This window comes from Candidatus Tisiphia endosymbiont of Dioctria linearis, from assembly GCF_964026545.1.
Classification (GTDB): domain Bacteria; phylum Pseudomonadota; class Alphaproteobacteria; order Rickettsiales; family Rickettsiaceae; genus Tisiphia.
The window spans coordinates 744,132-757,049 of record NZ_OZ032156.1 but is presented as its reverse complement, the minus strand read 5'-3'; the positions used below and the strand labels follow the sequence as shown (position 1 = coordinate 757,049).

Genomic DNA, 12,918 nt, shown 5'->3' with positions numbered 1-12,918 from the left:
AACAGATTAATCTCACATGAATTTTTTAATCATTAAATTTGTAAACTATATACATATATAACCTAAATATTTTGTTTGTTTGTCCAAGTTGTAAATTCAGACATACTAAAAACACCTTTTAAGTTTCCATGAACTTGATCTTTTAACCATTGTAAAGCACCTTTTTTGTAACCATCTCCATCTATAATGATAATAGCATCATAAACACTTTTAATATTTAATATTTTTGTTGTATAAGGGTATTTTTCATCTGCAGAACCGCTTGATTGTTGCCACTTAGATTCAATAACAAAACAATTAGAATGTTTTGCAGGATGATATAGAATAAAATCACATTGCCAAACAGTATTATAAATAGTTTTTCCTAAATTAAATTGTCTAGTATAAATTGGTTGAGCTAATGTTTGTGAAGCAATAAATCTAGTCTTGGGAACAAAAACGTAACCTTCCCTAACAAGACGATTATTTATAAATACCTCAAGTTCATTCCCTGTTTTATTTGCAATTGATCCACCTTGTGTTTTATTCATAATTTCTAATCAAAACCTCTTCTGCATTTTTCCTTTCATTAGCTTTACAATTAATAGTGCGTGGTGCTTCAATAATCTCTATATAAAAATCTTTATACATCTGCTTTATAAACTGAATATTAGAATTTGAAAGCATAAAATATACACCCTTATCGTTTAACTCTTTACATTTTTGATAAAGTTTTATCTGATCTGTTTCTGTAAAATCAAGTTTGGTATATTTAGTAAAAGATGCATTAGTTATAGGATGATAAGGAGGATCAATATAAACAAAATCACCCTTATTTGGAGAGACTTTGCTGAAATCTTGATATTTTATGTCAACATTTTGTAGTAATTTACTACAAGCTATTATAGTTGTCTCATCAACTATTGCTGGATTTTTGTATCTCCCCATAGGCACATTAAATTCACCTTTTTTATTGACTCTATAAAGCCCATTATAACAGGTTTTATTAAGATATATAAAACGTCCAGCAACTTCTATATCATTATCATTAATAAATTGTTTTCGGATTTTGTAATAATACTCTTCACAATGATTTACTTTATGTTTTGCCAGTAGCTTTATTAATTCTTGAGGTTTATTTTTAATCACAGCATATGTAATAACTAAATCTAGGTTTATGTCTGATATAGTTGCACTAGCTGGAGCAAGAGCAAACAAAAGTGCTCCTCCCCCTACAAATGGTTCATAATAGCTTTTATAAGTTTGTGGCGTTCTTGAGGATAATTCTTTTATTAAACTTCTTTTTCCACCTACCCATTTTACAAATGGTTTTGCCTTATCGTCGTTTTCAGTTATCATGTCATCATTTTTTAGTACAGCTTTTTTTTCTACCATAACCAAGCTGTAAGCTAGTTCACTTGGCAATTTTACATAAATGTTTAGGTCATACAAGTATATAACTTTCTTAAATTTCTAACCCAGATTTACTCCAATCCTTATTAAAAATCTCTAAACCTGAATCTGTTAATGGATGATTTAATAATTGCTTAATAATTTTACCAGACATTGTAGCAACATCAGCCTTATACATAGCAGCTTGATAAACATGGTTAGGGCTTCTTATAGATGCAGCAAGGATTTTTGTTTGATACTGATAATTATCGTATACTTGTCTTATATCACTTATTAAACTAATACCATTTTGACCTATATCATCAAGTCTACCGATAAAAGGTGATATATAAAATGCTCCAGCTTTTGCAGCGATAAGTGCCTGATTAACAGAAAAGCATAAGGTCATATTCACTTTTTTTCCTTTATCTGCAAAATATTGACACGCCTTAATACCGTTCCACGTTATAGGTAACTTAATCGCAATATTACTGGATATTTCTAAAATTTTATTACCTTGATTAATCATAGTATCAACATCATTAGCAACCACTTCAACGCTAACATCAGAAGTTATTATCTTACATATTTCTGCAATAGTTGATACAAAATCGTATTTTGTCTTAGACATCAAGGAAGGATTAGTAGTTATGCCATCAATTATACCTAATTGGTTAATCTCATCAATTTCTTTAATGTCAGCACTATCTAGAAAAATTTGCATTTAATTTAACCTCGACAAAATTGAATCAAGTTCTTCTAAATTACTATAGTGAAATATTAATTTCCCACCAATTGGGTAATCTTCAATAGTTACTTTTATATTAAATCTTTCTGACAATGATTTAGCTAATAATTGTAGATCATTCTCTTTACTACTCTCTTTTAGAAGACCTCTCCCTATACGTTTATCATGTTCTGGGGTTTTTGTATATTCATTTTTAGACCAATTTCTTACTATATCTTCAGTTTGACGAACACTTAAATCATTCTCAATAATATGATTAGCTATTACCTCAGCCTGCTGATGATTAATTAGACATCTTGCATGTCCCATAGTTAAAAGCCCCTCATTTATTTTATCTTTGATAGATTGCGGTAACTGATTTAGTCTTAATAAATTAGCTATATGACTACGGCTCTTGCTAACTTTTTCTGCTAATTGCTCTTGTGTATAACCAAACTCTTTTATTAATCTCTCAAATCCTTCCGATTCTTCTATAACAGATAATTCCTCTCTTTGAATATTTTCAATTAGAGCTATTTCTATAATTTCTTTATCTCCTATATCTTTTATAATAGCAGGAATATCAGTAAGCTTAGCCACCTTACAAGCACGCCAACGTCTCTCACCAGCTATAATTTTATATTTTCCATCACTGACTGAACTAACAATGATTGGTTGTAACAAACCATTATTACTTATGGAATCGGCTAATTCTTTTATTTTATCATATTCAAACTTTTTTCTTGGTTGATTATTCCTAGCTTCAATTTTATCAATATCTATAATTTTTACTAACTCATCCTTCTCTACAGTAAAAACTTCTTCTCCAAGCAAAGCTGATAATCCTTTGCCTAAATTTTTATTTTTCATATATTTCTACCTAAAATCTCTTTTGTAAGTTCTATATAAGCAATAGAGCCAGTACATTTATGATCGTAGATAATTGCTGGTTGACCGTGAGATGGTGCTTCAGATAGTTTTACATTCCGTGGAATAACTGTCTTAAATACCAATCTTCCTAAGCATTTTCTAACATCATTCTCTACTTGCTCAGTTAATCGATTGCGTTTATCATACATAGTAAATAAAATGCCAGCAATTTTTATTTTAGGGTTTAAATTCTTTTCTACAATTTCAACTGTTTTTAGCAAATGACTTAATCCTTCTAATGAATAAAAATCACATTGCATAGGGATTAATACATAGTCACAAGCCACTAATGCATTAACTGTCAATAAGTTAAGAGAAGGAGGGCAATCTATAATAATGTAGTCATATTTATTGACTAATTTATTTAACAAATTTGATAATAAATATTCACGCTTTTGTATACTTAATAAATCTATCTCAGCACCTGATAAATTAGTGTTGGCTGTAATTAGTTGTAAATTTGGAATATTCGTTTGTATTATGGCTTCTTCAATCGTTTTTGAACCAATTAGTACCTGATAAATAGTAACTTTTCTATCCTGTTGGCTTATACCAAAACCAGTGCTACTATTTCCCTGAGGATCTAAATCTATTACCAAAATCTTTTTACCCATCACAGATAAAGCTGTCGACAAATTTACAGTAGTTGTGCTTTTTGCAACTCCACCTTTTTGGTTAACTACCGCAACTATTTTTGTCATATACGTTACTAATTTCTAAAATCTTACTATTATTAGAAGTCTCACTATCATATATAGAATGACAAAAAGACCATCTCTTTTTAGCAATCTCAATTTCTTGTTGATACTTCTCACCTTTAAATAATAAATACTTATTTCTTACATTAATATGTTTAGTATAAGCCAATATTTTATCTAACTGAGCACAAGCTCTAGAAGTTAATATATCACAATCTAATTTAACACTTTCTATTCGTTGATTAACCACATTAATTTTATTACTAGAAATTTTGGAAGCTTGCAATAAAAAAACAGATTTCCTTACATCAGACTCTACTAAAGTAACATTCTTTATCCCGGCAATAGACAAAACTATTCCTGGAAATCCACCACCTGAACCAACATCTATTAAATGAATATTTTGGTCATTTATGTACTTCATTAGTTGTAAGGAATCTAAGATATGTCTTACCCAAAAATCATTCTTGGTATTACAAGAAACGAGATTAATAGCTTTATTCCATTTCAACGTTAATGATTGATGTTTCTCAAGAGCTTCTAATACTTCACGTGAAACACTACTATAATTATACATTAATGTCTATATTTTGTTTTTATATAAATTATAATTGCTATTAAAGCAGCTGGAGTAACCCCAGATATTCTTCTAGCCGCACCAATAGTAGCTGGTTTGTGATACTGGAGTTTTTCCCTTACTTCTGTAGACAAGCTGGGTATTTTGAAGTAATCAATATCATCATCTAATAATTCTAGCTCTTCTTCTTTAAATAATTGAATATCTGCATTTTGTCTAGTCAAATAAGAAGAATATCTTGATTCAATACAAAGATAATGAAGAGTTTTTTTATTTAATGAAATAAGCTCTGGAAAGATTTCTATCGTTTTATCAACACCAAAATTTGGTAATCCTAGCAAATCAAAGGCTGTTTTATATGAACCATCTTGTGCAATAGAGACGCCCAGGTTGGCTAATTTAGTAGTTGTTAAAGAGATAGTTTTTACAATGTTTTCTACCTTATGAATATCGTCACATTTTTTACTAAAAACTTCTTTGCGTAAATTAGATATAATACCAATATCTATAGCCATTTGAGTTAGTCTTAAATCTGCATTATCTGCCCTAACCGAAAGTCTATATTCAGATCTAGAAGTAAACATTCTATAAGGCTCTACTGTACCAAGAGTGATTAAATCATCAATCATAACACCAATATAGGCATCTGCTCTAGTCAAAATAAAATTTGATTGATTTTTTAGTGATAAGGCTGCATTAATGCCAGCCATAATTCCTTGCCCCGCGGCTTCTTCATAGCCAGTGGTGCCATTAATTTGACCAGCAAAATACAATCCCTTAATTTTTTTAGTTTCTAACGTTATTTTTAACTCTCTAGGATCAACATAATCATATTCTATTGCATATCCTGGTTTTAACATAGTGGCATTTTTAAGACCAGGAATTGTTTTTAGCAGTGCTAATTGTATATCTTCAGGTAATGATGTAGATATGCCATTTGGGTATATAGTATGGTCATCCAAACCTTCAGGTTCTAAAAATATTTGATGACTTGCTTTAGAGAATCTAGTAACCTTATCTTCAATGGATGGACAATATCTTGGTCCTATACTCTTGATTTGTCCAGAATACATAGCTGACTTATCTAAGTTATTCCTAATAATTTCATGAGTTTGTTCAGTTGTTCTAGTAACGAAACAATTTATTTGCTTTATCTTAACAGAAGTTGTGAGTTCGGAAAAAGGGCGTGGCACGGCATCTCCAGCCTGCACCTCTATTTCGTTATAATCAATTGTTCTTCCATCTATTCTTGGAGGAGTACCAGTTTTTAATCTACCAAGAGCAAAACCGAAAGATTTTAGTGCGTTAGATAAACCGTATGACGGCTTTTCACCTATTCTACCCGATGGAATTTTTTTATCTCCTATGTGAATGAGTCCGGATAAAAATGTACCGGTAGTTAATATAACTTTTTGACATTCAATTCTAGTACCATCATCTAAGGTTAATGCTTTTACTTCAGAGTCGTGTATCTCAATATTTTCTACAGATGCACATAAAATTGTCAAATTTGGATGATTTATCAAGGCATTATACATAGCTTTTTTATAAAGCTTTCTATCAGCTTGAGCTCTTGGCCCCCAAACTGCTGGACCTTTGCTTTCATTAAGCATCTTATAATGGATACCAGCTTGATCTATAATTTTACCCATGAGTCCATCAAGAGCATCTATCTCTTTTACTAAAGTACCTTTTGCTACCCCGCCTATTGCAGGATTGCAAGACATTTCACCAAGATTATCTAGTTTTAAAGTAATTAAAAGAGTATCTATGCCAAGACGTGCAGCAGCCGAAGCTGCCTCACAACCAGCATGACCACCACCAATAACTACAACGCTATACTTCATAATTATTGTGTTATTCTACAATTTCTTTTTCAGCAAAGAAAAATCTCACTTCTCTTTCAGCACTTTCTAAAGTATCAGAACCATGTATACTGTTTTCCTCAATATTTTTTGCAAAATCTTTTCTAATAGTACCTAATTCAGCATCATTTGGATTAGTAGCTCCCATTATTTTACGATTTTGTAAAATAGCATTTTCTCCTTTAAGAACCTGCAAAACAACCGGACCGGAAATAATAGACTCTATTAAACTATTAAAAAATGCTCTTGATTTATGTTCTGCATAAAAAATTTCTGCTTGATTTCTAGTTAAAATAGTCATTTTTTGAGCTACTATTTTTAGCCCATTATTTTCTAAGTAAGAATTAATTTTACCAATTAGATTTCTTTTCGTAGCATCTGGCTTAATCATTGAAAACGTATATTCTTGAGTCACAGTAAACCTTTATTAATTTATTATTAACATTTATATAAATTTATATATTTTTGGCAAGTAAATTCTGACAGTACAGCTAAAGTAACATGTTATGCAGTTCTTCTAGAGCTATAATTCCAAGTTAAAGAAAAGAGTATTGCTCCTGAGAAAGCGGATAGGCTAAAAAATAAAAAAACACCATCCCACCCTAAATTATCAGAAATCCAGCCAATACATACACCAGCTAATGCAGAACCAAGATGACCAAATAAACCTGAAAGACCATTAGCTGTACCAACAGTCTGCTTATTAGTAAAGTCTGCTGTAGCAATACCTATTAAGACTTGTGGTCCAGCTACAAAAAAACCAACCAAAGCAAGAGTAATTATACTAAATATTTCATTCTTATTTGGTATTTGCCAAAATAAGATAATAGTAAAAGCCAAAGCAAACATAAATACTGAACCAACTGGTCCACGTCGTCCCTGAAATATTTTATCTGACATCCACCCAGCAACAATACCACCAATTAAACCTAAAAGGTCATAAGAAGCAATTTGCCAACCAACTTGAGTAATACTAACATTCTTTAGTTCATATAAAAATACAGAAGCCCAAAACATTATACCAGAACGTACAATATAGACAAACATGTTGGCAAAACACACATACCACATTAACCTATTACAAAATACAATTTTTATTAGTTGTTGAGTCGTTAATAAATTATCACTATCAAGAGATATATCACATTCTTTATACTCTTCCACTATAGGTAAATTAACCTCATTAGGAGAATTACGTAACCTATTAAATAAAAATAATGATATTAACAATGCAATTATTCCAGGAATTATAAATGCTGATTCCCAACCGTAAACATCTATTAAGTAACTACACATTATCATAGTAATTGCTCCACCAATTTGATTAGAAGTGGCTCCCAAAGACCATTTCGTTCCTAATTCCTTAGAAGCATACCAATAAGTCAACATACGTGTTGCAGGCGGCCAACCCATGGATTGAAACCAATGATTCAGAATCCACAAAATACCAAGAGATGTTATACTTGAAGCAAAACCTGATAACAATGTTATAATACCTACACATATAAGACCAATTACCATAAATATACGAGCATTTGATCTATCACTTAAGAATCCATTACATAACTTTCCTATACCATAAAATATAGAGGCAGTTGTTAAAATCCAGCCAAGTTGAGTTTTTGTTACATCAAAATGCTCCATTAAAGCAGGCATTACAATATTAAAATTCTGACGACAAAGTATGAATGTCGAGTAACCAACAATTATCGAATATAAAATTCTAATACGCCAACTATTATACTTTTTTGCATAAGGGGATCTTTCTTTAAAGGGTGTATTTGCCATCATTGCCTTGATTTATCAATTTTGCATTATATATCCTTGTCAAGAAAAATACCACAAGCTATTATGTTTTTTATATCTAAAACTTATTTTTCATCAAATATACTTGAGATATATTGCAAACTAGGATAGCTTAACCATAAAATCTAAAATTATTTTAAATGACAATTATGACAAAATTATTAAGATTTCTTCTGCCTTTTGTTGTGTTATTGCAATTATTATCATGCACCTCTAGTCCTCCTTATGAGATTAAAAGTCCTTGTGTATCTATTGAATCAACAGATCCGTCTGGTATTAGAAACCCATGTGTTCGTAGACCAGTAAATTTAACCATTGACATCGCTTAAAAATTTGCTTTATTACGCACACAAAATCAGTAGACTTTATAATTATCTTATAGATTACATCTTACCAGCAAGATGCTTGTCTTGTACCGAAATGACTGAAACTAAAGAGGATTTTTGTCAAAATTGTTGGAAAAAACTTGATTTTATTACAAAACCCTACTGTATTATTTGTGGTAGTAGATTAGATATATCAATTTTAGATAATATGTGTTGTGCAAAATGCTTTCAACATAAACCTTGTTATGATAAATCTCGTAGTCTAATTAAATTTAATGAGCATAGCAAAAAAATAATTCATGCCTTTAAATACCAGGATAAAACTATTCTTGCTAAAACTTTTAGTAAATTATTTTATAGACACTATAATAGTGAAATTCAAGACATTGACTTAATTATTCCAGTTCCCATGAATAGGTTCAAGAGGTTGTTTAGAATGTATAATCCTGCTTTGATTTTAGCCTTAGAAATTAGCAAATTAACAAGGAAGCCGTTTGGTCCGGATGTATTAATTAAGTCAAAATGGACCAAATCTCAAACATTTTTATCTAAAAAAGAACGAGAAAAAAACTTATCAAATAGCCTTATACTCAATAAAAAATATCAGATTATAGGTCAAAAAATATTATTAGTAGATGATGTATTGACCACTGGAACTACAGTTAACAAATGTGCTAAAATCTTAAAAGATTCTGGAGCTGAATGTGTTTATGTTATGACAATTGCCATGACATAAGTACCATAGCATCGATTAGACATATTATACTTTAACTTTTTTTCGTGAACGCTAACATTCTATGATTTTACATATGGATTCTCAGTTTTGGTATAAATAAATCTTATTGGAACACCTGGTAAATTAAAAGCTGCCCGCAAGTTGTTTATAAGGTACCTAGTATAACTATCAGTGATTTTTTCAGGATTATTGGAAAATAACTTAAAGGTCGGTGGACGAATTTTTGTTTGAGTCATATATTTAATTCTAACACGTCTTCCGCCTTTTTGTAAGGGTAACGGATGTTGTTCAAGGGCAAAACCTAACCAATCATTCAGTTTACTTGTTGTAATTTTTTTATTCCATAAATTATAAATTATGATAGATTCATCTAGCACCATATTAATATTATGTTTTTTTAAGGCTGATATGAATATTATTGGCAATCCTCTAACTTGCGGTAGATTGGTTTCTATCTTATAAGCAAATTCCTTTTTAAATTTATCCTGGTCTCTTCTCTCAATCAGATCCCACTTATTAACTACTATAAGCAAACTTCTGCCTTGATCTATAACATAATTGGCAATATTTAAATCTTGTTGTTCTAGAGGAGTTCGTGCATCAACCATCAGAATAACTGTATTAGCAAACTTGATGCTATTAATAGCATCAGAAGATGATAATTTTTCTAAGGATTTAGTAACCGTTCCTTTTTTTCTTAAGCCAGCCGTATCAATTAATTTAAATTTATTATCATTATATAGCCAATCAATTTCTATAGATTCTCTTGTTATACCGGCTTCAGGCCCTGTTAATAATCTTTCATTGTTAATAATGCTATTAATAAAAGTAGATTTTCCTGCGTTTGGTCGACCACTCACCACTATTTGTATATAGTTAGCTTTTATTGGATCGGTTAATTGGTCAGTTAATTCTTCCTCTCCATCTTTATTTTCTAATTCTTCAGTTATTGCATCGTATAAATCTGCCATACCAACACCATGCTCGGCAGAAATTGGTACTACATTATCAAAACCAAGCTTGTAATATTCTTTAGCAAAGTCAAATCGTCCTTCACATTTATTAACGATTAACACAGATTTCTTATTATATCTTCTGATAAAATTAGCAAAAAACTGATCTTCAGGTAACACCCCCTCCTTGCCATCTACCACAAGACATAGCAAATCTGCCTCTATAATCGCTTCCATAGTTTGTTGCATCATTCTATATTCTAATTTTTCATCTTCTGCTTCTTCTAAACCAGGAGTATCAATTACCGTAAAATCGAATGGGCCAATTTGTGCGTCAGCGTATTTTCGGTCGCGTGTTACCCCAGGGAGATCATGTACGATTGCCTTTTTCCTGATAGCTAAACGATTAAAGAGCGTAGATTTTCCGACATTGGGTCTGCCAATAATTGCCACAATTTTTTTAGTCATGTCACTTCATTTTATCATAATAACGCGTTAGCACTAATATCAAATCATTTGAATATTAGCAATATTTGCTATATTATTAGCACTTAATTATATAAAGTTAAACAGTTTATTGTACTATCAGGGATTTTATATATAGTTATTCAAAATAACATTTTAAATAATATATAATGGCAACAATGAGTACAAATAATAATATTAATGATGTTGTAGAAATTACAGCACAAAGTGGTTCGTCAATTTTTTCTCTGATATCGTCATCTGATATCATCGGAAAATCTGTTATGATAATTTTGGTAATTGCCTCAATCTGGGCATGGACTATTATTATAGATAAGATACTCCATTTAATTCAGGTAAGAAGGAAGATTGCAGTTTTTGAAGTTACTTTTTGGTCTGGAACAGTTTTAGACCAATTATATGAAACTACCAAAAGAACAATCAATAATCCTCTTGCTGCAATTTTTGTAGCCGCGATGAATGAATGTAACCGTCAAAGTTCCAAAAACCTCACTGATGCACTTAAAATTAGTCATAAAGAGCGAATAATACAATCTATGTATTTGATCAGAAATCGTGAAATTGAAAGATTAGAACAAAATTTAGGTTTTTTGGCAACTGTTGCTTCTAGTACACCATTCATAGGATTGCTGGGTACTGTCTGGGGGATTATGCATAGTTTTCAGTCTATTGCAGCATCAAAAAACACCTCACTTGCTGTTGTCGCCCCTGGTATTGCAGAAGCTCTACTTGCAACGGCAATTGGCTTATTTGCAGCAATTCCGGCAGTGATTTTTTATAATTACCTTTCCTCGCAAATAATTAAGATTAACAACAAAATCGATGATTTTATTAATGAGCTTAGTTCTATATTATCAAGAGCTATAGATGAAGGAAAAATGTAATGGCAATACAATTACGCAACTTAGGTAATAACTCAGGCAATCAAAGAGCAAGAAGTAATTTAGTCAGCGAGATTAACGTTACACCACTCGTTGATGTTATGCTAGTATTGTTAATCATCTTTATGATAACCTCTCCAATGCTAGTATCAGGTATTAATGTTGATCTACCAGAAACAACTTCTAGTCCACTGTCAGGACAAGATGAGCCGTTAGTGATTAGTATTAACAATAAAGGAGAATTATATTTATTAGAATCTAAAATAGAAAGACAAAATTTGGCTAGCAAGCTAACTAATATTACAAAAGAAAAAAAAGATACTAGAATTTTTGTAAGAGGAGATAAAAATGTATCCTATGGTGAGGTAGTTAGTGTTGTAGCTGAAATCCATACAGCTGGCTTTTCTAAAGTAGCACTAGTTTCAAATATTAAATATAATGAAAAATAATAATATTGTTTCTGTCTCTTTTATTTGCTCGATGGCACTTCATTTACTAATAATTTATTTTTTCTTATTTGGTATGCCATCATTGTTTAAAAAACTTCCTGAAGAGCAAGTAATAGTTTTTGAAATGTTACCGATTAGTAATCAATCTAATGTACCCAATAAAACCAAACAACCTGAAAAAGCTATAGAAAATCAAGATGTAAAAAAGGTAGAACAAAGCAAACCTGATTATGTAGAAGAGAAAAAACCTGTAGAGAAGGCTGTTGAAGAAAAGAAAATTGTAGAAGAAAAACCGGTAGAAGAGAAGAAGTCCATTGAAGAGAAGCCTATTATTGAGGAAAAAAAGCCTCTAGAAGAAAAACCTATTATCGAAAAAAAGAAGGCTATAGAAGAGAAGAAACCTACAGAAGTGAAAAAGCCTACAGAAGCAAAGAAGCCAATTGAGAAAAAAAAGAAAATTCCTAATAAAAGTGACTTAGATTCTTTGCTTAAAAATTTAGAGCAATCATCCGAAGGCTCTAATGCAAAGTCAAATAAACAAGCAAGAGCCAAAGAAAATAAAGAAACTCAGGAATCGAAAGGTTCATACGATGACACGTTAGCTCTTTCTATCAGTGAAATATCTTTAATTAAGCAACAAATAGAGAGATTATGGAGTAAGCCTATTGGGATACAAAATCTTGAGCAGTTAAGGGTAATTTTGTATATAGCTTTAAATAAAGATGGCAATGTTAAAGAAGTAAAAGTAAAAGAAACAATATGCCCAAATATAACGAAAACAGCTTGTGATGCTCTATCTGACAGTGCAATGAGGGCAGTATGGCAAGCAAGCCCTATTAATAATCTAGACCCTCAACGTTACGATAGCTGGAAAGAATTTAATTTTCTTTTTAATCCGAGTAATAGCAATAACTAAAGTAATTTTTGGGATTTGATATAGAATATTTTAGGATATAAGTTTAAGAAAAATACCTTTCTACTATGCCATTCTGCGTAGATGGAAATCCAAAAAATTAATACCACAAATGAGTTTTGTGGTGTTATAGATTTCCTCCATTGCTCATAGGCGTCATTGCAAGACCATGTAATGGTCGAAGCAATCCATAAAGCTAC

At 31.0% G+C, this 12,918-nt stretch carries 15 protein-coding genes; 5 read left to right on the top strand and 10 right to left on the bottom strand.

Annotated features, from left to right (window positions below):
- Window positions 1-62: 62 nt before the first annotated feature.
- From AAGD42_RS03695 to AAGD42_RS03655, 9 genes are all read right to left on the bottom strand, one after another.
- Entirely contained in the window at window positions 63-530 is a 468-nt protein-coding gene (locus AAGD42_RS03695; RefSeq protein WP_341753294.1) for a PD-(D/E)XK nuclease superfamily protein, read from the bottom strand.
- The gene (locus AAGD42_RS03690) at window positions 523-1,374 is read right to left on the bottom strand and encodes a DNA adenine methylase (protein ID WP_341753293.1); all 852 of its coding nucleotides are present in this window, start codon (window positions 1,372-1,374) and stop codon (window positions 523-525) included. The genes AAGD42_RS03695 and AAGD42_RS03690 overlap by 8 nt, the downstream gene beginning before the upstream one ends.
- A gap of 70 nt (window positions 1,375-1,444) precedes the next feature.
- Window positions 1,445-2,095 carry a fructose-6-phosphate aldolase gene (fsa, locus tag AAGD42_RS03685; RefSeq protein WP_341753292.1) on the bottom strand — a complete coding sequence of 217 codons (651 nt, stop codon included), beginning with the start codon at window positions 2,093-2,095 and terminating at the stop codon, window positions 1,445-1,447.
- A complete protein-coding gene (locus AAGD42_RS03680; RefSeq protein ID WP_250311630.1) occupies window positions 2,096-2,968 on the bottom strand; it encodes a ParB/RepB/Spo0J family partition protein in 873 nt (290 codons plus the stop codon). It lies immediately after the preceding gene.
- Window positions 2,965-3,729 (bottom strand): ParA family protein, encoded by a 765-nt coding sequence (locus AAGD42_RS03675; protein WP_250311631.1) that lies wholly within the window; start codon window positions 3,727-3,729, stop codon window positions 2,965-2,967. Before AAGD42_RS03675 ends, AAGD42_RS03680 begins: the two co-directional genes overlap by 4 nt.
- Window positions 3,704-4,303 carry a 16S rRNA (guanine(527)-N(7))-methyltransferase RsmG gene (rsmG, locus tag AAGD42_RS03670; RefSeq protein WP_341753291.1) on the bottom strand — a complete coding sequence of 200 codons (600 nt, stop codon included), beginning with the start codon at window positions 4,301-4,303 and terminating at the stop codon, window positions 3,704-3,706. Before rsmG ends, AAGD42_RS03675 begins: the two co-directional genes overlap by 26 nt.
- On the bottom strand, window positions 4,303-6,153 hold the full coding sequence (mnmG, locus tag AAGD42_RS03665; RefSeq protein ID WP_341753380.1) for a tRNA uridine-5-carboxymethylaminomethyl(34) synthesis enzyme MnmG: 1,851 nt from the start codon (window positions 6,151-6,153) through the stop codon (window positions 4,303-4,305). The genes rsmG and mnmG overlap by 1 nt, the downstream gene beginning before the upstream one ends.
- A gap of 7 nt (window positions 6,154-6,160) precedes the next feature.
- On the bottom strand, window positions 6,161-6,583 hold the full coding sequence (gene ndk, locus AAGD42_RS03660; protein WP_341750419.1) for a nucleoside-diphosphate kinase: 423 nt from the start codon (window positions 6,581-6,583) through the stop codon (window positions 6,161-6,163).
- A gap of 89 nt (window positions 6,584-6,672) precedes the next feature.
- The gene (locus tag AAGD42_RS03655; protein ID WP_410520961.1) at window positions 6,673-7,956 is read right to left on the bottom strand and encodes an MFS transporter; all 1,284 of its coding nucleotides are present in this window, start codon (window positions 7,954-7,956) and stop codon (window positions 6,673-6,675) included.
- 167 nt (window positions 7,957-8,123) lie between these two features.
- On the opposite strand from AAGD42_RS03655, the gene AAGD42_RS03650 reads away from it, so the two are divergent.
- Together AAGD42_RS03650 and AAGD42_RS03645 are read left to right on the top strand one after the other, a co-directional pair.
- Window positions 8,124-8,303: a DUF2706 domain-containing protein gene (locus AAGD42_RS03650; RefSeq protein ID WP_250311635.1), complete on the top strand. Its 180-nt coding sequence runs from the start codon at window positions 8,124-8,126 to the stop codon at window positions 8,301-8,303.
- Window positions 8,290-9,036: a ComF family protein gene (locus AAGD42_RS03645; protein ID WP_341760706.1), complete on the top strand. Its 747-nt coding sequence runs from the start codon at window positions 8,290-8,292 to the stop codon at window positions 9,034-9,036. The genes AAGD42_RS03650 and AAGD42_RS03645 overlap by 14 nt, the downstream gene beginning before the upstream one ends.
- A 59-nt stretch (window positions 9,037-9,095) precedes the next feature.
- Here AAGD42_RS03645 and der read toward each other — a convergent pair whose 3' ends face one another.
- Complete coding sequence (gene der / locus AAGD42_RS03640; RefSeq protein ID WP_341753288.1) at window positions 9,096-10,457, bottom strand: ribosome biogenesis GTPase Der; 1,362 nt, start codon at window positions 10,455-10,457, stop codon at window positions 9,096-9,098.
- 176 nt (window positions 10,458-10,633) lie between these two features.
- On the opposite strand from der, the gene tolQ reads away from it, so the two are divergent.
- The 3 genes from tolQ to AAGD42_RS03625 are packed head-to-tail and all read left to right on the top strand — an operon-like array spanning window position 10,634 to window position 12,721.
- A complete protein-coding gene (tolQ, locus tag AAGD42_RS03635; RefSeq protein ID WP_250311097.1) occupies window positions 10,634-11,359 on the top strand; it encodes a protein TolQ in 726 nt (241 codons plus the stop codon).
- On the top strand, window positions 11,359-11,805 hold the full coding sequence (gene tolR, locus AAGD42_RS03630; RefSeq protein ID WP_341753287.1) for a protein TolR: 447 nt from the start codon (window positions 11,359-11,361) through the stop codon (window positions 11,803-11,805). The genes tolQ and tolR overlap by 1 nt, the downstream gene beginning before the upstream one ends.
- Window positions 11,795-12,721, top strand: a complete 927-nt coding sequence (locus AAGD42_RS03625) for an energy transducer TonB (RefSeq protein WP_341753286.1) — start codon at window positions 11,795-11,797, stop codon at window positions 12,719-12,721. The genes tolR and AAGD42_RS03625 overlap by 11 nt, the downstream gene beginning before the upstream one ends.
- Window positions 12,722-12,918 lie beyond the last annotated feature (197 nt).

Excerpts from the sequence above, each read along its gene's own strand:
- AAGD42_RS03680 (WP_250311630.1), bottom strand. The coding sequence starts at position 2,968 with ATGAAAAATAAAAATTTAGGCAAAGGATTATCAGCTTTGCTTGGAGAA.
- AAGD42_RS03695 (WP_341753294.1), bottom strand. The coding sequence starts at position 530 with ATGAATAAAACACAAGGTGGATCAATTGCAAATAAAACAGGGAATGAA.
- der (WP_341753288.1), bottom strand. The coding sequence starts at position 10,457 with ATGACTAAAAAAATTGTGGCAATTATTGGCAGACCCAATGTCGGAAAA.
- AAGD42_RS03655 (WP_410520961.1), bottom strand. The coding sequence starts at position 7,956 with ATGGCAAATACACCCTTTAAAGAAAGATCCCCTTATGCAAAAAAGTAT.
- tolR (WP_341753287.1), top strand. The coding sequence starts at position 11,359 with ATGGCAATACAATTACGCAACTTAGGTAATAACTCAGGCAATCAAAGA.
- AAGD42_RS03690 (WP_341753293.1), bottom strand. The coding sequence starts at position 1,374 with ATGGTAGAAAAAAAAGCTGTACTAAAAAATGATGACATGATAACTGAA.
- AAGD42_RS03675 (WP_250311631.1), bottom strand. The coding sequence starts at position 3,729 with ATGACAAAAATAGTTGCGGTAGTTAACCAAAAAGGTGGAGTTGCAAAA.
- AAGD42_RS03625 (WP_341753286.1), top strand. The coding sequence starts at position 11,795 with ATGAAAAATAATAATATTGTTTCTGTCTCTTTTATTTGCTCGATGGCA.
- AAGD42_RS03650 (WP_250311635.1), top strand. The coding sequence starts at position 8,124 with ATGACAAAATTATTAAGATTTCTTCTGCCTTTTGTTGTGTTATTGCAA.
- fsa (WP_341753292.1), bottom strand. The coding sequence starts at position 2,095 with ATGCAAATTTTTCTAGATAGTGCTGACATTAAAGAAATTGATGAGATT.
- rsmG (WP_341753291.1), bottom strand. The coding sequence starts at position 4,303 with ATGTATAATTATAGTAGTGTTTCACGTGAAGTATTAGAAGCTCTTGAG.
- tolQ (WP_250311097.1), top strand. The coding sequence starts at position 10,634 with ATGAGTACAAATAATAATATTAATGATGTTGTAGAAATTACAGCACAA.